20 protein-coding genes and 1 pseudogene are annotated in these 19,817 nt (G+C 65.4%); 18 read left to right on the plus strand and 3 right to left on the minus strand.

All coding sequences use genetic code 11. The features are described from left to right. Positions 1-178: 178 nt before the first annotated feature. From ACVIJ6_RS24150 to ACVIJ6_RS24175, 6 genes are all read left to right on the plus strand, one after another. Positions 179-838 carry a TetR/AcrR family transcriptional regulator gene (locus tag ACVIJ6_RS24150; protein ID WP_456774740.1) on the plus strand — a complete coding sequence of 220 codons (660 nt, stop codon included), beginning with the start codon at positions 179-181 and terminating at the stop codon, positions 836-838. Further along, complete coding sequence (locus ACVIJ6_RS24155) at positions 835-1,611, plus strand: HlyD family secretion protein (protein ID WP_012045252.1); 777 nt, start codon at positions 835-837, stop codon at positions 1,609-1,611. The genes ACVIJ6_RS24150 and ACVIJ6_RS24155 overlap by 4 nt, the downstream gene beginning before the upstream one ends. After that, positions 1,608-2,543 carry an ABC transporter ATP-binding protein gene (locus ACVIJ6_RS24160; protein WP_456774741.1) on the plus strand — a complete coding sequence of 312 codons (936 nt, stop codon included), beginning with the start codon at positions 1,608-1,610 and terminating at the stop codon, positions 2,541-2,543. The genes ACVIJ6_RS24155 and ACVIJ6_RS24160 overlap by 4 nt, the downstream gene beginning before the upstream one ends. Continuing rightward, positions 2,540-3,697, plus strand: coding sequence for an ABC transporter permease (locus ACVIJ6_RS24165; RefSeq protein WP_456774742.1), 1,158 nt, complete (start codon positions 2,540-2,542; stop codon positions 3,695-3,697). Before ACVIJ6_RS24160 ends, ACVIJ6_RS24165 begins: the two co-directional genes overlap by 4 nt. A 55-nt stretch (positions 3,698-3,752) precedes the next feature. Beyond that, a complete protein-coding gene (locus tag ACVIJ6_RS24170; protein WP_456774743.1) occupies positions 3,753-5,048 on the plus strand; it encodes an adenylate/guanylate cyclase domain-containing protein in 1,296 nt (431 codons plus the stop codon). 215 nt (positions 5,049-5,263) lie between these two features. Further along, a complete protein-coding gene (locus ACVIJ6_RS24175) occupies positions 5,264-6,943 on the plus strand; it encodes a tannase/feruloyl esterase family alpha/beta hydrolase (RefSeq protein WP_456774744.1) in 1,680 nt (559 codons plus the stop codon). A 13-nt stretch (positions 6,944-6,956) separates the two neighbouring features. On the opposite strand, the gene ACVIJ6_RS24180 is transcribed toward ACVIJ6_RS24175, so the two are convergent. Both ACVIJ6_RS24180 and ACVIJ6_RS24185 read right to left on the minus strand, forming a co-directional pair. Continuing rightward, positions 6,957-7,457, minus strand: a complete 501-nt coding sequence (locus tag ACVIJ6_RS24180; protein WP_456774745.1) for a DUF488 domain-containing protein — start codon at positions 7,455-7,457, stop codon at positions 6,957-6,959. Positions 7,458-7,465: 8 nt separating this feature from the next. Further along, positions 7,466-8,290, minus strand: coding sequence for a DUF72 domain-containing protein (locus ACVIJ6_RS24185; protein WP_456774746.1), 825 nt, complete (start codon positions 8,288-8,290; stop codon positions 7,466-7,468). Between the two features lie 149 nt (positions 8,291-8,439). Between ACVIJ6_RS24185 and ACVIJ6_RS24190 the strand changes: the two genes are divergently transcribed. The 3 genes from ACVIJ6_RS24190 (at position 8,440) to ACVIJ6_RS24200 (ending at position 11,548) form a co-directional block, all read left to right on the plus strand. Further along, the gene (locus ACVIJ6_RS24190; protein ID WP_012045245.1) at positions 8,440-8,640 is read left to right on the plus strand and encodes a hypothetical protein; all 201 of its coding nucleotides are present in this window, start codon (positions 8,440-8,442) and stop codon (positions 8,638-8,640) included. 260 nt (positions 8,641-8,900) lie between these two features. Beyond that, the gene (locus tag ACVIJ6_RS24195; protein WP_456774747.1) at positions 8,901-10,034 is read left to right on the plus strand and encodes a glycosyltransferase family 2 protein; all 1,134 of its coding nucleotides are present in this window, start codon (positions 8,901-8,903) and stop codon (positions 10,032-10,034) included. Further along, positions 10,031-11,548, plus strand: coding sequence for a glycosyltransferase family 39 protein (locus ACVIJ6_RS24200; protein ID WP_456774748.1), 1,518 nt, complete (start codon positions 10,031-10,033; stop codon positions 11,546-11,548). The genes ACVIJ6_RS24195 and ACVIJ6_RS24200 overlap by 4 nt, the downstream gene beginning before the upstream one ends. Positions 11,549-11,554: 6 nt before the next feature. Here ACVIJ6_RS24200 and ACVIJ6_RS24205 read toward each other — a convergent pair whose 3' ends face one another. Next, a complete protein-coding gene (locus ACVIJ6_RS24205) occupies positions 11,555-12,355 on the minus strand; it encodes an FkbM family methyltransferase (RefSeq protein WP_456774749.1) in 801 nt (266 codons plus the stop codon). A 500-nt stretch (positions 12,356-12,855) separates the two neighbouring features. Here ACVIJ6_RS24205 and ACVIJ6_RS24210 point away from each other — a divergent pair, with 500 nt between their 5' ends. The 9 genes and pseudogenes from ACVIJ6_RS24210 to ACVIJ6_RS24250 form a co-directional block, all read left to right on the plus strand. Beyond that, the gene (locus ACVIJ6_RS24210) at positions 12,856-14,073 is read left to right on the plus strand and encodes a tlde1 domain-containing protein (protein WP_456774750.1); all 1,218 of its coding nucleotides are present in this window, start codon (positions 12,856-12,858) and stop codon (positions 14,071-14,073) included. A gap of 470 nt (positions 14,074-14,543) precedes the next feature. After that, complete coding sequence (locus tag ACVIJ6_RS24215) at positions 14,544-14,732, plus strand: hypothetical protein (protein WP_456774751.1); 189 nt, start codon at positions 14,544-14,546, stop codon at positions 14,730-14,732. Positions 14,733-14,802: 70 nt separating this feature from the next. Further along, the gene (locus ACVIJ6_RS24220) at positions 14,803-15,339 is read left to right on the plus strand and encodes an HNH endonuclease (RefSeq protein ID WP_456774752.1); all 537 of its coding nucleotides are present in this window, start codon (positions 14,803-14,805) and stop codon (positions 15,337-15,339) included. Between the two features lie 231 nt (positions 15,340-15,570). After that, positions 15,571-15,723: a hypothetical protein gene (locus tag ACVIJ6_RS24225; RefSeq protein ID WP_456774753.1), complete on the plus strand. Its 153-nt coding sequence runs from the start codon at positions 15,571-15,573 to the stop codon at positions 15,721-15,723. Positions 15,724-16,152: 429 nt separating this feature from the next. After that, complete coding sequence (locus ACVIJ6_RS24230) at positions 16,153-17,304, plus strand: slipin family protein (RefSeq protein ID WP_456774754.1); 1,152 nt, start codon at positions 16,153-16,155, stop codon at positions 17,302-17,304. A 225-nt stretch (positions 17,305-17,529) separates the two neighbouring features. Further along, positions 17,530-17,817 (plus strand): GIY-YIG nuclease family protein, encoded by a 288-nt coding sequence (locus tag ACVIJ6_RS24235; RefSeq protein WP_456774755.1) that lies wholly within the window; start codon positions 17,530-17,532, stop codon positions 17,815-17,817. Between the two features lie 213 nt (positions 17,818-18,030). Beyond that, positions 18,031-18,162 carry a hypothetical protein gene (locus ACVIJ6_RS24240; protein WP_456774756.1) on the plus strand — a complete coding sequence of 44 codons (132 nt, stop codon included), beginning with the start codon at positions 18,031-18,033 and terminating at the stop codon, positions 18,160-18,162. A gap of 192 nt (positions 18,163-18,354) precedes the next feature. After that, entirely contained in the window at positions 18,355-19,695 is a 1,341-nt protein-coding gene (locus ACVIJ6_RS24245) for an RtcB family protein (protein WP_456774757.1), read from the plus strand. Positions 19,696-19,697: 2 nt separating this feature from the next. After that, positions 19,698-19,796: pseudogene (locus ACVIJ6_RS24250) on the plus strand (SPFH domain-containing protein); the annotation flags it as partial. Between the last annotated feature and the right edge of the window lie 21 nt (positions 19,797-19,817).

Raw genomic sequence — 19,817 nt, forward strand, 5'->3', positions numbered from 1 at the left:
CGATCTCTCTCCGTGCGTCGCTTCGCGGCGATCGTCGTCGGGCCGGATGTGGGCGGCGCACGCGCAATGGCGTCCGGAGCCAGGTCGGGTCGTGGGCGCGCACCGCCGGGTGGCCGTCGTCCCACGGCCCAGGCGCGCTCTCCTTGACAATGACTGACTAGTCAGTCATATTCGTTGCATGTCGGACTCCTCACCATCAATCAAGCAGCGGGGGAGGGCTGCGGGTGGTTCCGCCGCCTCGCGCGCCGATCGCGCGGCCGAGCGACGCGCGGCGATCGTCGAGGCGGCCATGGACGAGTTCATCGTCCGCGGCTTTGCGGCGACCCGGCTCGACGACATCGCCAGGCGCGCCGGCGTCGCCAAGGGCACGATCTACCTGCACTTCAAGGACAAGGAATCGATGTTCGAGGAATTGATCCGGACCGCGATCGTGCCTTTCGTCAGCCGTCTCACGGCACCGCCGGCGCCGGGGGGCTCGGTGCGCGACATGGTCGAGGCGCTGGCGAAGATGTTCCTTCAGGAGGTCGCGGGCACGCGGCGCGGCGATCTCGTCCGGCTGATCATCGCGGAGGGACCGCGCTTCCCGGCGATTGCCGATTTCTACTATCGCGAGGTTGTCTCACGCGGTCTCGCCGCGATGCGCGCGCTGATCCAACTCGCGATCACGCGCGGTGAAATCCGCGAGCCGAACCTCGTCGCGTATCCGCAATTGATGATCGCGCCGATGATGGTCGCGGTGCTCTGGAAGAGTCTGTTCGAGCGCCATGCGCCGCTCGATGCGGAAGCGATGCTGCAGACCCATCTCGATCTGATCTTTGGCGCAAGGAGGCCGCAATGAGCCTGCTGCACTGCCTCGCCGTGCTAGTCACGGCCTTCACCTTCAACGGCTGCAAGGAGACGCGCGATCCTGGTTATCAGGGCTGGGTCGAGGCTGACATGATCTTCGTCAGTCCTGACGAGGCAGGGCGCGTGACCAGGCTGAACGTCCGCGAGGGCGACGAGGTCAAGGTCGGCGATCCGCTGTATGCGGTCGACGATGATCTGCAGCAGGCCGATCTTAACCAGACCAAGGCCACGCTCGCCAACGCGCAGCAGACCTATGATCGCGCCGCCGCCTTGAGCAAGACGGGAGCCGGCACGCAGGCCACGCTGGATTCCGCGGTCTCGGCGCTGCGCGTGGCCGAGGCCCACGTCGTCACCTCGCAGACGCGATTGGCGCGGCGCAAGGGCGTTGCGCCCGTCGCCGGGACCATCCAGCAGATCTATTTCCGCGAAGGCGAGATGGTCGCGGCGCAACGCCCGGTGCTGTCGATCATGCCGCCCGGCAACATGAAGCTGCGCTTCTACGTGCCGGAGACGGAGCTGCCGAAATTCGCCATTGGTGACGAGGTCCGCGTCACCTGCGACAATTGCGCCGCCGATCTCACCGCGCGGGTCTATTTCCTGGCGACGACGGCGGAGTATACGCCGCCGGTCATCTACAGCCTCGATGAGCGCAACAAGCTCGTCTATCTGATCCAGGCCCGGCCGTCGCGGCCGGATGCGCTGCGCGTCGGCCAGCCGGTCAGCATCTATCCCAACCCGAAGACCCCGGTGGCGGACCAGCGATGACCGAAGCGGCGACCGAGATCGCGATCGACGTCAAGGGACTGAGCAAGTCCTTCGACGGCCGCGAGGTCGTGCATGATCTGTCGATGCAGGTGAAGCGGGGATCGATCTATGGCTTCCTCGGTCCGAACGGCTCGGGCAAGACGACGACGATCCGGATGCTGTGCGGGCTGCTGACTCCCGATGGCGGCGAGGGCACCTGTCTCGGCTTCGACATCCGCCGCGATGCTGACAAGATCAAGCGCCGCGTCGGCTACATGACGCAACGCTTTAGCCTCTACCAGGATCTCTCGGTGCGCGAGAATCTCGAATTCGTCGCGCGTCTCTACGGAATGCCGAATCCGCATCGGGTGGCGCGCGACATGGTGCAGCGGCTTGGCCTCGGCGGACGCGAGCGGCAGCTCGCCGGCGAATTGTCGGGCGGCTGGAAGCAGCGGCTCGCGCTCGGCGCCTGCACCCTGCCGAACCCGCAATTGCTGCTGCTGGACGAGCCCACCGCCGGCGTCGATCCCAAGGCGCGGCGCGACTTCTGGAACGAGATCCATGCGCTGGCGGGCGAGGGGCTGACCGTGCTGGTCTCGACCCACTACATGGACGAGGCCGAACGCTGTCACGAGATCGCCTACATCGCCTATGGTCATCTGTTGGCGCATGGCACGGTCCCCGAGGTGATCGCGCAATCGGCGCTGGCGACATACACGGTCAGCGGCGATGACCTGCGCGAGCTCGCGGCCGATCTCGCCGGCAAGCCGGGCATCGACATGGTGGCGCCGTTCGGCACCAGCCTGCATGTCTCCGGGCGCGACCATTCGGCGTTGGAAGCCTCGATCGCGCCCTGGCGCGAGAAGCCGGGGTTGCACTGGCAGTCGGCCGCGCCGTCGCTCGAAGACGTCTTCATCGATCTGATGAACCGCTCGCGGGACAATTTCCAATGAACGGCGCGTCCGTCCAGCATCGCTTCTCCGAGCCGCGCTTCGGCTTCTGGCGCCGGACCTATGCGATGCTGGTCAAAGAATTCATCCAGCTCAGGCGCGACCGGGTGTCGTTCGCCATGATCGTGATGCTGCCGGTGATGCAGCTGATGCTGTTCGGCTATGCGATCAACACCACGCCGCACCATCTCCCCGCGGCGGTGCTGCTGCAGGAGGACAGCGATCTCGGCCGCTCGATCCTCAAGGCCATGGAGAACACCGCCTATTTCCGCTTCACCCGCGAGGTGCATGACGTCGCCGAGTTCGACGATCTGCTGCTGTCGGGCAAGGTGCTGTTCGGTGTCGAGATCCCGCGCGGCTTCGAGCGCGCGGTCCGCCGCGGCGATCGTCCGGCGCTGCTGGTCGCGGCCGATGCCACCGATCCCGTCGCCGCATCCTCGGCGCTGTCCTCGCTCGGCATGATCGTGCAGACCGCGCTGGCGCATGATCTCTACACGGGGGACCCGGTTTCGGCGCCGTTCGAGATCAGGGCCCATGCCCGCTACAACCCGGCCGCGTCGTCGCGGCTCAACATCGTGCCGGGCCTGGTCGGCACCATCCTGACCATGACCATGCTGATCTTCACCGCGCTCTCGGTGACGCGGGAGATCGAGCGCGGCACGATGGAGAGTCTGCTGTCGATGCCGATCACGCCGGTCGAGGTGATGCTGGGCAAGATCATCCCCTACGTGCTGGTCGGCTTCCTGCAGGCCTCGATCATCATCGGCATCGGCGTGTTCCTGTTCGGCGTGCCGGTGATGGGCAGTCTGCTGCTGCTCGCACTGCTGTCCACGCTGTTCATCGCGACCAATCTCTCGATCGGCTATACGTTCTCCACCTTGGCGCAGAACCAGCTGCAGGCGATGCAACTGTCGATGATGTTCTTCCTGCCGAGCATTCTTTTGTCCGGCTTCATGTTCCCGTTTCTGGGCATGCCGCAATGGGCGCAGATCGTCGGTGAATGCCTGCCGCTGACGCACTATTTGCGCATCGTCCGCGCCATCATGCTGAAGGGCTCGACCTTGGCGAACCTGCAGCACGATACGATCGCCCTGTTCGGCCTCATGCTGTTCGCCATGACCGTGGCCGTCCTGCGCTTCCGCCGCACCCTCGATTGAGGCACTATGCCCCGGAGGGAGCGGGGGCGGCGGTGGCATGATTCGGATCCAGGGAATGGCAGAGGCCGCAGCGCCAGCGGACCCGTCGGCCGAGTTCAACGCTGCGCTGATGCGCCAGACGTTGAACACCGAGCTGTTGCGGGTGAAGGCCCTGATCGCGACGGCGCTGATCTTCCTGGTGATATCAGGCGTTACGGACGTCTTCGAGCCGCGGATCGTGCAATGGATCTGGCCGAGCACCGTCGGCGTGCTCGCCGTTTACGGGATCATTGCGGCGTTCGTCGCGTTCGAGACGCTCGTCCTGTTCAGGATCAAATCCGACATTCGTCATGGTCGCGACGTGCCGATCGTCTGGCGCTATGTCAGCGTGCTGGTCGAGACGTCGCTGCCGACCCTGGTCCTGATGATGCAGATCGAGGGGATCGGACCGGACAAGGCGCTCGGATTTGGCGCGCCGCTGGTCTACTTCATCTTCATCATTCTTTCGACGCTTCGCCTGGATTTCTGGCTGTCGAGTTTCACTGGGTTCGTCGCGGCGGCGGAATTGCTGACGGTGGCGCTGGTGGACCGGCCGTCGATCGATGTCAGCCAGAATCCCGAGATCTATTATCATGGCGAGCGCAGCTTCATCATTTTCCTGGGTGGCATCCTGGCGGGGGCCGTCGGCGTGCAGCTGCGGCGCCAGTTCGCGGCGAGCATCGCGGCCGCCTCGGCGCGCGATCGCGTGACTGATCTGTTCGGTCAGCACGTCTCGCCCCAGGTCGTCGAACGACTGATGAAGGAGGGGACCGCGGAAGCGCGCGACATCCGCGAGGTCGCGGTCATGTTCGTCGATTTTCGCGGCTTTACCGCGGCCTCGCGCTCGAAGACGCCGCAGGAGATCGTCGAGCGGCTCGACGGCGCCTTCGCCGTGCTGGTCGAAATCCTCGAGCGCCATGGCGGCATCGTAAACAAGTTTCTCGGCGACGGGTTCCTGGCCCTGTTCGGTGCACCGTTCGAGACCCGCGATGCGGCGTCGCAGGCGGTCGCCGCTGCGCGTGAGATGGTCGAGGCCATGAACCGCGTGAACGTCACATCGTCCTGGCCGCTGCGGATCGGGATCGGCATTCATGTCGGCGAGGTGGTGGCCGGCAGCGTCGGCTCGCCGCGGCGCAAGGAATACACAGTGATCGGCGACACCGTGAACTTCGCCTCCCGGCTGGAAGCGCTCAACAAGGAGTTCGGCTCGCATCTCCTGATCTCGCGCGAGGTGCGGGACGCGGCCGGCGACGGCGCGCGCGATGCGGTCTTCCACGGGGAGGTGGCGGTGCGCGGCTACGACCGCAGGTTCGAGGTCTGGCAATTGCAATGACCACATCGAAGCCTGGAAACATCGAGCAACAGAGCCCGCGGCCGAACGACCGCGATGCGGCCAGGCGGAGATCGGTTGTTGCAAAACATTACGATGATTTGTCCGCGGTGTGCCTCGGATCCGGGTGGATACGCCTCACGCCTGATCGCCGATTTACATCGTCGCGGCGGCGGGCTTAATTGGCGGCAACGAACAGGAAGGACAGGGGAAACGGCATGATCCGAACCGGGGCGTTGGTGTTGGCGGGATTGAGCCTGGTCGGCGCTGCGACGACGGCGCGGGCAGAGGAGGGCGGCTGCAGCAAGGTGACTGCGGAAGCGCTCAACATGCCCGGCCTGACCTTGACCGGATCGAAGCTGCAGGAGGCGGGCGACGGCCTGCCGCGGCACTGCATCCTCTCCGGCAAGGTCAACGAGCGCACCGGTCTCGACGGCCACGCTTATGCGATCCAGTTCGAGATCCGCCTGCCCGAAAGCTGGAACGGTCGCTTCCTGCATCAGGTCAATGGCGGCAATGACGGCGTCGTGCTGCCGGCTCTCGGCGACAAGGCGGACGGCTTGGTGAGCGGTGGCGTGACGCCGCTCGCCCGCGGCTTCGCCGTGCTGTCCTCCGACAGCGGTCATTCCGGCAACGATCCCGCCAACAAGCCGCGCGGGCTCGCGGCCGGCTCGGCCTTCGGGCTCGATCCGCAGGCGCGGCGCGACTATGGCTATGCCGCCGACGTGACCCTTGCCCCGATCGCCAAGGCGATCATCGCCGCGCATTACGGCAAGAAGCCCGATTATTCCTACATCGCGGGATGCTCCAATGGCGGGCGTCACACGATGGTGGCGGCCGAGCGCATGCCCGAACAATATGACGGCTTCCTGGTCGGCAACCCCGGCTTCAACCTGCCGCGCGCGGCCGTGCAGCACGCCTGGGACGTGCAGGCGCTGACCAAGGCCGATGCCGACATCCGCAAATCGATCACCCGCGAGGATGCCAAGCTCATCTCGTCCAAGATCATCGAGGCCTGCGACGGGCTCGACGGCGCCAGGGACGGACTCACGGCAAACCTGAAAGCGTGCCAGAAGACGTTCAGCTTCGACAGCTTGCGCTGTGCGACCGGCAGCACCGAAGCGTGCCTTCCGTCCGCCAAGGTCGACGCCCTGAAGAAGGTTTTCGCCGGCCCGCAAAATTCGAAGGGCGAGGCGCTCTATTCGGATTGGCCGGTCGATGGCGGCGTCGGCACCGGCAATTGGCGCGCCTGGAAGGTCGAGAGCCCGGTCGCGCCTTGGAATAATCTGCCGATCATCGCCACCATGGGCGGGGCCTCGCTCAACTACATCTTTTCGACGCCGCCGGTCGAGGTCGAAGGCTCGCCCGACAAGCTCGTCGAGAAGCTGCAGAGCTACGACTTCGACAAGGATGCGCCGAAGATCTACGCGAAGGAAGGGCCGTTCACGGAGTCGGCGATGGAGTTCATGGCGCCGCCTGCGGTGGACAATCCGACCCTGCCGGCGTTCCAGGGCGGTGCGCGCAAGATGCTGATCTATCACGGCCAGGCCGACCCGGTATTCTCGGTCAACGACACGATTCGCTGGTATGAGAAGCTGAACGCCAATGTGGCGGGCAAGGCCGACGGATTCGCCCGCTTGTTTGCGTTGCCGGGCGAGACGCATTGTGGTGGCGGCGTCACCTTGGAAAAGTTCGATGCGCTGGGCGCGCTGATGGACTGGGTCGAGAAGGGCAAGGCGCCGGAGGCGATCACGGCTTCGGTCAATGCAGCCAACAAGGAGCTGCCTTCGGGCTGGAGCCCGCAGCGGACGCGGCCACTGTGCCCATGGCCGAAATTCGCCAAATATACGGGCGGTGAGGTCGAGCAGGCGTCGTCCTTCACCTGCGCCGCGGAGTAGGGCGGGCGACGCGTCAGGTCTGCGGCGCGACCAGGTTCTCGACTCGGACCTGGTCGCGGTCCTCGATGATTTCCGCAATCCATTGCCGGTGGCAATGGGCATGGTCGCGCTCATAGCACAGCAGGCACACCGGGCCCGCGCTCTTCACAAGCGCGGCCAGCTCATCCATCTGCTCCCTGGCCTGTGACGTCTTTAGATGTGCGCTGTAGATCCGGTGCAGCGTGTCGTATTGGCCGCTGCGGGCGGCCTCGCGGCCTTCCTTCGGCGTGCCGAGCCCGCGCAGATGGACATAGGCGATGCCGCGCTCGTCGAGCCCGGCAGCAAGCTGGCTCTTGGAGAAGCCCGGCCGGCGCGACGCCGCAACTGCGCGCACATCGACCAGCAGCTTGACGCCGGCCGCCTGCAACTCGTCGAGCACGGCCTTGGCGGGGGTATGCTCATAGCCGATCGTGAAGAGCGTCTTGGCCGCGCTCTTGGTCGCCGTCCTGGCCGCAGCCTTGGCCTTGGTCATCATGCTACACCTCAGCTGACACGTTCGATCAATTCCATCGCGCCGGCCGGCGCGCGCACCTTTCCTTCGTGAATGACATAGGCGAAGACATCGCGCGGCGTCTTCTTCATTGGCGTGTCATCGATCCGCGGCAGATCGTCCGGCTCGCCGCCCTCGGCCCACATCTGCAGGCGCTTGGCCCAGGCATCGAGCTGCTTCGGCGGGTAGCACGTCTTCAGCTCGTCATTGCCCTTCTGCAGCCTGACATAGACGAAGTCCCCGGCGACATCGGCGATCGCCGGATATTTGCCGTGCTCGGCGAACACGACCGGCGTTGCAAACTCGCGCAACAATTTCACGAAGCCGGGCACGCAGAAACTGTCGTGCCGGACCTCGACGACATGGCGCAGCTGACGGCCGTCGAGCTCACGCGGCAGGATCTCCAGAAACTTGCCGAAATCGGCCTCGTCGAACTTCTTGGTCGGCGCGAACTGCCACAACACCGGGCCGAGCCGGTCGCCGAGTTCGAGCACGCCGGTGTCGTAGAAGCGCTTCACGGAATCGCCGGCCTCGGCGAGCACGCGGCGGTTGGTGGCGAAGCGCGGCCCCTTGAGCGAGAAAATGAAGCCGTCGGGCACCTCGCGCGCCCATTTGCGAAAGCTCTCCGGCTTCTGCGAGCCGTAATAGGTGCCGTTGATCTCGATCGATGTCAGTTGCGACGCCGCATATTCCAGCTCCTTCGATTGCGGCAGCCTGTCCGGATAGAACACGCCGCGCCAGGGCGCGAAGGTCCAGCCGCCGATGCCGATATAGATGTGGCTTTTGGGATGCGCTGCGCGTGCAGGAGCTTTGCTCACGACCGGTTCCAATGCTGATGCGAAGGGGACGACTGCGACACTAGTCAAGCCGATCGGTTCTGGCCAGTTCGACGCCGCCTCCTGGCACTCTTCCAGCCGCCGGAAGGCTCGTGTATCCAGGGAACAGGGCCGGGCGAGGAGATCAGCACATGAGAGCAGAATCGGTTGGTGGCGCCCTGGGCGCGATTGTTGCAGCCGCCGTGCTTGCGGCCGCGTTCTATTATGTTCCCGTCGGGCCGATGGCGCGGCCGGTCCAGCCCGCCAGGGTCGAGGTGCCGCCGACGCAGGTGCAGACGGTCCCGGTGGCGCCGGCGCCGCGCGGACCTGTCGTCCGCGAAGTTCCGAACTAGGCCGTTTCGGCCCCTTGCAATCCGGCCGGGGTACCCCATCTAAGTCAGGACGGTGTCGTCGAGCTTTGGGGCTCCGGCACCGAGACGACCACGGCAGAGCGGTTGCGCCGGATGTACGCGCGCCCTTTGTTTGTGGTCGTTGGCATGTGTGGCGCCCGCATTGGGGCGGTGCAAGGCGGCACCACAGGCCGGTCTTTTGCACCTCCCGCAGGCTGTTGCGCTTGGCAGTGTGGGATGCGGCGGATATACGCATCCGCACCATGAACGAAGCCCTCAGACCGGCCCCGCCTGTGTCGCTGCAACCCGCTGATATTCCGATCGTTTCGGTGGTCGTCCCGACCTTCAATGAGCGCGACAATGTCACCACGCTGTACCGGCGGTTGGAGACGGCGTTCAAGGATGTTCCCTGGGAGGTCGTGTTCGTCGACGACAATTCCCCGGACGGGACCTGGCAGGTGGTGCGTGACTTGTCGCGCAATGACCCCCGCGTGCGCTGTATCCGCCGCATCGGCCGCCGCGGCCTGTCCGGCGCCTGCATCGAGGGCATTCTTGCCGCCAGCGCGCCGTTCGCGGCGGTGATCGACGCCGACCTGCAGCATGACGAGACCCAACTGCCGACGATGCTGGCGCTGCTCCAGAGCGGCGCGGCCGAACTGGTCGTCGGCAGCCGCTATATCGAGGGCGGCAGTGCCGCGAGCTTCGACAGCAAGCGGGCCGGGGCCAGCGCCTTCGCCACCGAGATCGCGCGGCGCGCGCTCAAGGTCGAAGTCAACGATCCGATGAGCGGCTTCTTCATGATCCGCCGCGATCGCTTCGAGGAGATCGCGCCGAAGCTGTCGACGCAAGGGTTCAAGATCCTTCTCGACATCATCGCCAGCGCCGAGGGTGGCCTGCGCACCGTCGAGGTGCCCTATACGTTCGGCTCGCGCCTGCATGGCGAGAGCAAGCTCGATTCCATGGTCGCGCTCGACTTCCTCGGCCTCGTCCTGGCCAAGATGACCAACGATGTGGTGTCGCTGCGCTTCCTGCTGTTCGCGATGGTCGGCGGCACCGGCCTGGTCGTGCATCTCGCCACGCTGTTTCTCGGTCTCAATCTGTTCGACCTGCCGTTCGCGGAAGCGCAGGCGCTCGGTGCTTTCGTCGCGATGACCTCGAACTTCATCCTCAACAACTTCCTCACCTATCGGGACCAGCGGCTGAAGGGCCTCGCCATCCTGCGTGGCCTGCTGATGTTCTATCTGGTCTGTTCGGTCGGCCTGCTCGCCAATGTCGGTGTCGCCTTCTCGGTCTATGACCAGGAGCCGATCTGGTGGCTGGCGGGCGCAGCCGGCGCGCTGATGGGCGTGGTCTGGAATTACGCCATCTCCGGACTGTTCGTCTGGCGCAAGCGATGACCCCTGCGGCAGGCGCCGACGACGCCCGCTTCGTCCGTAATGTCTGGCTGACCGTTGCGGGCCTCGTCGTGCTCCGGCTGATCGCCGCAGCGGTCACGCCAATCACCTTCGACGAAGCCTATTACTGGATGTGGTCGAAGCATCTGGCGGGCGGCTATTACGACCACCCGCCGATGGTCGCATGGGTGATCCGGCTCGGCACGCTGATCGCCGGCGACCGTGAGCTTGGCGTGCGCCTGGTCTCGGTCCTGCTCGGTCTGCCGATGACCTACGCGGTCTATCGCAGTGCTGAGATCCTGTTTGGTAGCGTGCGGGCTGCCGCGACTGCGGCGCTGCTGCTCAACATCACCTTGATGGCGGCGGTCGGCACCCTGATCGTGACGCCCGATGCGCCGCTGCTGGTGGCCTCGAGCTTCGTGCTGTTCTTCTGCGCCAAGCTGCTGGAGACGGGCAGGGGCGTCTGGTGGCTCGCCGTCGGTGCGGCGGTCGGCGCGGCGCTGCTGTCGAAATACACCGCGATGTTCTTCGGCGCGGCCATCCTGATCTGGCTCGTGGTCGTGCCGAAGCTGCGGACCTGGCTGGCGTCGCCCTGGCCCTATCTCGGCGGCCTCCTGGCGTTTGCAATTTTCTCGCCGGTCATGCTGTGGAATGCCGATCATCAATGGGTGTCGTTCATCAAGCAACTCGGCCGCGCCCGGATCGAGGACTTCCGTCCCGTCTACATCGCCGAGCTGATCCCGACCCAGTTCGCCTTCGCAACGCCGCTGGTCTTCATCCTCGGCGTCATGGGGCTGTACGGACTCGCGCGGCGCCGGGCGGGCGAGGCGCCTGCGCGCGTGCTGGTCGAAGCCATGGTCTGGCTCATCGCGGCCTATTTCGGCTGGCATTCGCTGCATGCCAGGGTCGAGGCGAACTGGTTCGCGCCGATCTATCCGGCATTCGTCGTGGCGGCGGCGGCCGCCGCCCATCTCGTCGTCTGGCGGCCGCGTGAGCAGCGCACCGTGGCATTCTGCCTGCGCTGGGCCGCGCCCGCCGGCATCGTGATGTTCGTCGCGCTGATCGTGCAGGCCAACACCGGCTGGCTGTCAGGCTACCGGCGCGATGCGACGGTGCGCAGCGTCGGCGTCGGCTGGCAGCCGCTGGCCGCTGCGGTCGAGGACGCGCGTAAGCGCGCCGGCGCGTCCTGCGTGCTGGCGATGGATTACGGCACCACGGCGTGGCTGTCGTTCTATCTCCCGAAGGGCACCTGCGTGCTGCAGCCGATCCAGCGCATCCGCTGGGTGAATTTTCCGGAGCCCGATCCGCGACAGCTTTCAGGCACGCAATTGTTTGTCGATGAGGCGCAGATCGGCCTGCGATTCTACGTCACCGAGACCTTCGCCGGGATTGCCAAGGTCGGCGAAGCCGAACGCCGGCGCGGCCCGCTGACGATCGAGACCTACGCATTTTACGCGGTCAGCCGTCCGCAGCGCGAGGTCCTTGACCGCACGCCGCCGCCGGAGCTGCAGCGCTGACCTGCCTCACGCCTGCTGCGGAATGATGTCGGGCAGCGCCTTGTCCTGCCCATGGATCGCAACCATGTTGATGCCGGCGTCGACGATTCTGTAGCCGCGGCGATCGAGCCATTGCCGCAGCGCCTCCGCATCGCTCTTGATCTTCTCGATCAGCATGATCGGCGCGCAGCGCTCGATCGTCGCCGCAGCACCTTCGAGCGCCTCGAGCTCCATGCCCTCGACATCGAGCTTGATCAGGTCGCAGCGCGGCAGGTTGAAATCGTCGAGCGGAAGCCTGCGCACCTGCACGGTGTCGTTGGCGTAGTCGATGGCCTGGCCGATGAACTCGGTATTGGGACGCTGGCGGAGCTCGAGGCTGCCGAAGCTCGACGGCGTCAGATAGTTCGGGCTGGGGATGTCGAGCACGCCGCCCTCCGAGGACACTGCGGCGTGGATGGCGATCGCGTTGAAGCAGTTGTTGATCGCGATGTTGCCGGCGAGCGCGTAGTAGATGCGCTCCTGTGCCTCGATCGAGAGCACCGATCCCCAGCCGGTCATTGCCTTCGCCCATTCGACGGTGTGGACGCCGATATTGGCGCCACAGTCGATCGCGACCGCGCCATCACCATAGTGACGACGACGCACGCCGAGCATGCGGACCGCGAGCTGGATCTCGGCGGGATCGAATGCGCCGGTCTCGAGCATCTGATAGCCGACGCCGTAGCCTCGGTTGGCGTCGACCATGCGATAGTCGAGCCGGTTGACGATCATGGTGCCGTGATTGGTGGCGGCGAGCACAAAGGCAAGCTTGCGGTCGGCAGTCTGCATGAGGGCCTCTTCAATGGTCGCGGCAGGGGCGGACGCAATACGATTGCCGACGGAATGTTGTTGGGAATCGTTCACTACCATATTGCCGCGGCTGGTCGCAGCTCTGGGACTCCGGATTGTTACGGATGGTCCCCTGCGCGGCCGTCGTCCCCATGGCTCCGCGACTGTCGCCGCTTGTCGAGAGCCGATCGCTGGTGTCCGCCGCGCTGGCTCATTGGTTAACGAGACCGGCGGCTTTTGATGAATGCTCTGGGACAGAAATCAGCGGCGACTCCGCAATTGTCCGGGCTGTTTTCTGGGGGCACACGGTCGTTTTGCCCTGTTTCTGCCCTGTTTTCCGGCAAAACAGCCCTTCATGGTTAACTCGCCCCTAATTCGCCAAAACTTAATCAGCATTTAACTAAAAGTCGCCTTAATGAAGCTCTGTGCTTCTGCGAGATGCAAGTGGTAACCCGCGACGCATCGAGCCGAATAGTGAAGTCTTCGTTCGGGCGTGAGTGATGAGTAACAGTCGAGCTGCGTTGGCCGCACGAAACCGCAGGAAGTCCTCCCTGACAGCGTTCTCTCACAAATTGATCGGTGGCGCGGCAATCGCATGCCTGATCGGGGGCTGCGCTGTGACGGTCTACACCAAGATCATCGCGGCCGATGCCTATCCGACCCTGGGGAGCATCGAGCAGGATGAGCCGGTCGTGCGTCCGGCGCCGCGGCTGGCCACGCGCAGCGCGTCGGATGCCGTCAGCGACGCGTTCTCCGCCTTCCCGGAATCGGCGCCGGTGACCAGCGTCGCAGCGATCACTCCGCAGATGTTCAACGACCGCTTCGGCGCGGCCGTGCCACAGGGCGTCGCCTCCAATGCAGCAGCCGGCGCGCCGCCGCTGCCGAAGTTCGCCGAGGCTGCCCCGCGTCAGCCTGAGACAAAGCCTGCGGAGACCAAGCAAGCGGAGACCAAGCAAGCGGAGGCCAAGCAGGCGGAGACGAAGCCGGCCGAGCCCGCCAAGGTCGCCGCCGAGGCCCCGAAGAAGGACGCCCGCCCGCCGATGCGGCTGGCGCTCGCCAACACCAATGCCAAGCCGACGGCCCAGCCGCAGACCGCCACGCCAGCTCAGGCGGCCGAGGCCAATGGGCCGAAGGACGGCTTCTCGCTGCGCGCGATGACCGAGCGCGCGAAGGCCGCGGTGCTGTCGATCGCCGGCGAGCGGCATTCGATCCAGGAGAAGCTCTGGGGCAAGCCGGAGAACCAGGATGGCGGTCTGCTGGCCTATGCCTCGGCTGATTCCAACATCACCGCGACGATGGCCAAGGACCCCACCAGAGGCGGCCGTCCGCCTTATGATCTGAGCACCGCAGTCTACGACATCTCGGCCAAGGCGGTGTACCTGCCGGACGGCACCAAGCTCGAGGCGCATTCGGGTCTCGGCGACAACCTCGACAATCCGCGCTCGGAGAAGATCAAGATGCGCGGCGTGACGCCGCCGCACATCTATGAGCTGAAGCCGCGCGAGGCGCTGTTCCATGGCGTGCCGGCGCTGCGGTTGAACCCGATCGGCGGCGAGGACGCCATCCATGGCCGCAACGGTCTGCTGGCGCATACCTTCATGCTCGGACCGAACGGCGATTCCAACGGCTGCGTGTCGTTCCGGGACTACTACGCCTTCCTCGATGCCTACAAGAACAAGGGCATCCGCAAGCTCGCCGTCCTCGCCCGCATCGACTGAGCGCCCACGCGTCCTTCGGTCGGCATTCCGTGACGGGCCAATGCGCGCGCGGGCTCTCGACGGGTCGTGGGACTTTGACGCGACCCCAGTCGCGTCGGCAACGCTTATCAGGAACAGTGCTGGGGAGGGAAGTGTCGGCGCCGGACGGATGTCGCGGCGGCGTTGTGATTCCCCCTGCAGCTTGACGGCTTCAAAGAAATCTGCGCATAGCTCTGCCCCATCGAAATGACCGCCGACATTGTCGGCGCGCTCTTGAGGACCACGACCGTGTTGAGCCTGCGCTCACATCTCGCGAACGCCGCCACCAACGAACGACCGTTTAATCGGTCGGGCGATTGGTCGGGCATGCGTGTCGCCTGTCAAGGTCCGAAAGGTCTGTCGACGGTCCTGACCTGGTCGGGACCCCGGATTCCAGCAAGAGCATAACAGCGGCGGGACCTTACCCTCCGCACCATCAAGCGGAGGGTCCGATGACCCGGACAAGCAGCGAAAACATCGACACTTGCGACATTGCGCGCGTGCTGGCTTCGCCGGTGGCGACAGCCTTCGTGCGCATCGTGATGTCGTGCCGCGGCGTCACCGAGGCTCGCGCCCGGCAGATCTATCTCGACTACATCAACCGGGTCGGGTCCGCCGGCGCGCCGTCGGCGCGCGACTGATCGCTCGCCTCCGGACCGTCATCCGCGCGCCAACGAATCTCGCTACGGCTCAATGCAAAGGAGGTCGACGATGTCAGCGCCTCATCCAGCTCTCGTTCTCAACGCCGACTTCCAGCCGCTCAGCTACTTCCCCCTCTCGGTGTTCAGCTGGGAAGACGCGATCAAGGCTGTCGTCAGCGAATCTCACGTCGTCGTCGCGGAATACGACCGCGTCGTTCGCAGTCCGAGCGTCACGATGCGGCTGCCGTCAGTGATCGCGCTGCGCGATTATGTCAGGCCGGCGATGCGCGTGCCGTTCACGCGCTTCAACGTCTTCCTGCGCGATCGCTTCACGTGCCAATATTGCGGCGGCCGTTGTCTCCATGGCGAGCTGACGTTCGATCACGTGGTGCCGCGCGCCGATGGCGGCGAGACGTCGTGGACCAACATCGTCGCCGCCTGCAGTCCCTGCAACGCGCGCAAGGACCGGCGTCACCTCAAGCCGCGGCGGCCGCCGTTCGAGCCGACGCGGCACGAGCTGATGGCGGCGCAGCGCCTGTTTCCGCCGCGATTCCTGCACGTGACGTGGCAGGATTATCTGTACTGGGACGCGGAACTGGAGCGATGATCAAATGGTCGCAGCTGCGTAGCAGATGCGTGGCCTGGATGAGCCCACGTCGCCGCCCGCGGGGCGGCGGCGTGGCGACATCCGGGGTCTCATGCGGTGCGGCGTGTGAACCCGCATGTCGCCGTGCTCATGCTGGCTACAAGCTTTTTTGAAGAGACGAGTAAAACTAATTAGTCACGCAGTGAATCTGATATAACTTTTTCTCGATGTCTCTTGCTGTGGAGACGGAACATGTGTAGGAGCACGGTCCTTCGCTTCGGCCACGGGTTCGGGCTCGCTGAGATCCCGACTGGTGCGTTCCTGTCTCCGGCGGCGTATTCCGCTGAAGAGAAGAAGATGCAGGTCGCCGTTCCCTCTGGGCCGGCCCTGCTGCACAAAGGATAGCTCAGTTGGGTAGAGCAGATGACCAGAAATCATCGGGTCGCGGGTTCGACTCCCGCTCCAGCGCGACGGTTTAGCCTGAAAAGCTAATCACCTCTGACGAGGACCGGACGTGCGCTTCAGTCGCGGTCCGGTTGGTCTGCCGCAAGGCTCATCGACCTGATCAGGACACTGCAGAGCCGGCTCTGTGCCGCGGTGGATACCGCGTCGCGTGCGGCCGGGGAGGCTGCGCATTATCACGTCCGCACCAGCGGGCGTGATGTGCGCGTGCACCCGGCAGCATGCGACGCTCAAGCCGCGGTCCGCTCGGTTCAGGCAGGAAGTGCCGTCCGGTCCTCACGTCCTTTGGATTTCAACGGCTGTCGACGAGGGCCGGCAGCCAACAAAGCAGCGCCCGGCACACGGCCGGACCTTGCGTGACAGGAGAGTCTCATGAGCTGGCATGTGGTGATGAAGACGCAGACGGTGGCGGATGGCGAGCGGGCGCTGGTGTGGCGCAGCGGCCAGCTCCTGCGCGTGCTCGGCCCCGGCCGTCATACGCTGCTCGATCCGCTGCACCGGCTGAAGGTGCAGCTGTTCGACGTGGTCCGCACCGAGTACGCCGCCGAGCGCTACGCGGTGCTGAAGGCCGCGCGGCCCGATCTCGCCGCCGAGCTGTTCGAAGCGGTCGAGACCGGTGTGAACGAGATCGCGATCGTCAGCCTCGATGGCCGGCCGGCGCATCTGCTGACGCCGTGGCAGACCCGCGTGTTCTGGAAGGTCGCGACCACGGTCGAGGTCGAGCGCATCGACATTGCCGACGACGTGCGCGTGAGCGCGCGGCATCTGGCGATGATCGAGCGCAACCGTCCGAGCATCGTGACCGAAATCGTGGTCGAGAACCACGAGGCCGGCCTGCTGCATGTCGACGGCCGGCTGAGCGAGCGGCTGGCGCCGGGCCGGCACGCGTTCTGGTCGGTCGGCCGCAAGATCGAGGTCAAGCGCCTCGATCTCAGGCCCACCGCGCTCGAGATCACCGCGCAGGAGATGCTGACCAAGGATCGCATCGCGCTGCGGGTGACCTTGACGGCGTTCCGGCGGATCGTCGATGCGGAGGCGGCGGTCGCGACCACGCCCGACGTGGATGCGTGGCTGTACCGCCTGGTGCAGTTCGCGATCCGCGAGGCGGTGGCGTCACGCACGCTCGACGAGGTGCTGGCGGCCAAGGCGACGCTCGATGCCGAGCTGCGCGACTATGTGCGCGCGCGGCTCAGTGGTTCGGGTGTGGAGGTGACGGAGCTCGGCGTCAAGGACGTGATCCTGCCCGGCGAGATCCGCGACCTCGTCAACAAGGTGGTGGAGGCGGAGCGGCTGGCCAAGGCTAATTTGATCCGCCGCCAGGAGGAGACCGCGGCAACGCGCTCGCTCCTGAACACCGCCAAGCTGATGGAGGACAACCCGCTGCTGCTGCGGCTCAAGGAGCTGGAGTCGCTGGAGCGCCTGGTCGAAAAGGTCGGCCGCATCGACCTGCACGCCGGCGACGGCGCCGGCCTCGATGCGCTGCTCACCAAGCTCGTGCGGCTGAAGGCGTCAGACACGGCTTAGGGCCGCGGAGGGACTAATGAGAAAGGCTGCCTACGGGCGGCCTTTCGTTTGGAGAGGCGCAGGAGACAGTTGAACGACGAGTTGAATGTCTTGAGTATGGATTCCGGGCTCTCGCTGCGCGAGCCCCGGAATGACGGAAGGAGAGAGTGAGTTCGCTCTCTCCACGCGTCATTCCGGGGTAGCCGCGTAGCGGCTGAGCCCGGAATCCATAGCCACGACTGTCTCATGGCGTATTACGTCTATCTACTCGCCAGCAAGAAGCACGGCACGCTCTATCTGGGTGTCAAGAATGATCTCGTTCGGCGCGTCTACGAACACCGAAGCAAGGCGACGTCGGGTTTCACGTCGCGCTATGACATCGGCAAGCTGGTCTGGTTCGAGATCTACGACGATCCGGTCACGGCCATCGCCCGCGAAAAGGAGCTGAAGAAATGGCGGCGCGACTGGAAGGTCAGGCTGATCGAGGAGCGGAATCCGAATTGGGATGATCTGTATCCGGGAAATTGTCGCTAAGTGTGTGCCTCAAATTGCCATAATGAGTATGGATTCCGCGGCGCGCGCAGCGCGAGCCCCGGAGTCCATAACCACGATCACCCGTGATGTGCGCTAACGGCGCCACATCGGCACGATTTCATGTCGGCTACGCGCATCTCACTTTACAAACTCAATAATTCCTGTAAGAGCACGCGCCAATATTCGTCAGCGGATATCCGCAGCGAGAGTGCCATGCCGAACCTGAACGCAGGACTGATACAGACCATCGCGCTGCCGCATTGCGGCCGCCGTGATCTGTTCGTGCGCGTGCCGGCGGTCTCCGCAAGCGCCGCGCTGCTACGCACCAATCAACCAGCAGCATAATTGAGGCAGCGGACCGTCCCTCTGCCTTCGAGGCCAGAGAGACGATCCACCGGGCGACCTCCCTTCGCGGGACAGCATCCTCAGAGTCATCTCTCGGCACAATTGGTCATCCGGCCCGGGGTCGGGTGACGTCGATCACGGCGGCGCCTGTTGGCGTCGTCGTGTCATGCATGAGCGAGACAGGAGGATCCGATGCGGGCCGATCCCTACAAAGAACGCGCGCGAGAGCTGGCGATCGAGGCCGGGCTCGATCCGGACGCGCGGGTCGAGCGGCCCGGTCAGCGCTCGATGCCGTTGTGGTGCACCTTCCGTGACGCTGCGCGCAAGGAGCAGCTGGCGCGCGAGGCGGAGGCGCTCGCCGATACCGTGGCGAGCCGGCCGCAGGCGGCGCAGTATCAGAACAGCCCGTTGAAGGTGTTCGGAACGCATGAGGACGCGACCATCGCCCAGATGCGCAACTGCATGGCGGTCGGCAACGCTGTGGCCGGCGTGATCTGCGCCGACGGCCATCTCGGCTATGCCCAGCCGGTCGGCGGCGTCATCGCCTATGAGAAGCAGATCAGCATCTCCGGGGTCGGCTTCGACATCGGCTGCGGTAACATGGCGGTGCGGCTCGACACGCCGTTCAGCGCGATCGAGGACAAGGTCGGTGCGATCATCAAGGATGTCGCGACCGTGATCTCGTTCGGAGTCGGCCGCAAGAACGCGGAGCGCGTCGAGCACGAATTGTTCGACGATGCCGATGCGTGGCGCGCGTCCGACATGGAAACGTATCGGCAGAAGGCGGTGGGGCAGCTCGGCACGGTCGGCTCGGGCAACCACTATGTCGATCTGATGCGCGACGAGGCCGGCTTCGTCTGGATCGGCGTGCATTTCGGCAGCCGTGGTCTCGGCCACACTTCGGCGACGCGCTACCTCAAGGCGGCCGGCGGCAAGGACGGCATGAACGTGCCGCCCGCCGTCGTCGACGAGGAGTCGGAGATCGGGCAGCGCTACATCGCCGCGATGCAGCTCGCCGGGCGCTATGCCTATGCGGGCCGCGAGTGGGTGGTGGAGCGCGTGCGCCAGATCATCGGCGGCGCGGTCACCGACAGCGTGCACAACCACCACAACTACGCCTGGCGGGAGACCCATGACGGGCGTGATCTGTGGGTGGTGCGCAAGGGCGCCACGCCGTCCTTTCCGGGCCAGCGCGGTTTCGTCGGCGGCTCGATGGGCGACGACGCCGTCATCATCGAGGGCGTGGAGTCGGAGGAGGCGAAGGCCTCGCTGTACTCCACGGTGCACGGCGCGGGGCGGCTGTTCGGACGACGTGAGGCCAAGCGCCGCTTCACGCGTGAGGAGATGGACGCCTGGCTGCAGGGCCGCGTCGTCACCTTGATCGGCGCCGACCTCGACGAGAGCCCGATGGCCTATCGCCGTCTGCCCGAAGTGCTGGCCGAGCACGCCGGCTCGGTGAAGGTCGTGCACACCCTGCGGCCGTTCGCCGTGGTGATGGCCGGCGAGGGCGAGTTCGATCCGTTCAAGGATTGAGCGTCGTCGTCGGCCGCCTCGATCTGCATGCCGGCGACGGCGCAGGCCTCGATGCGCTGCTGACGCGGCTCGTCCGGCTGAAGATGCCGGATGCGGCTTGACCAAACAGAGGGGGCGCCCAA

This window comes from Bradyrhizobium sp. USDA 4369, from assembly GCF_054056435.1.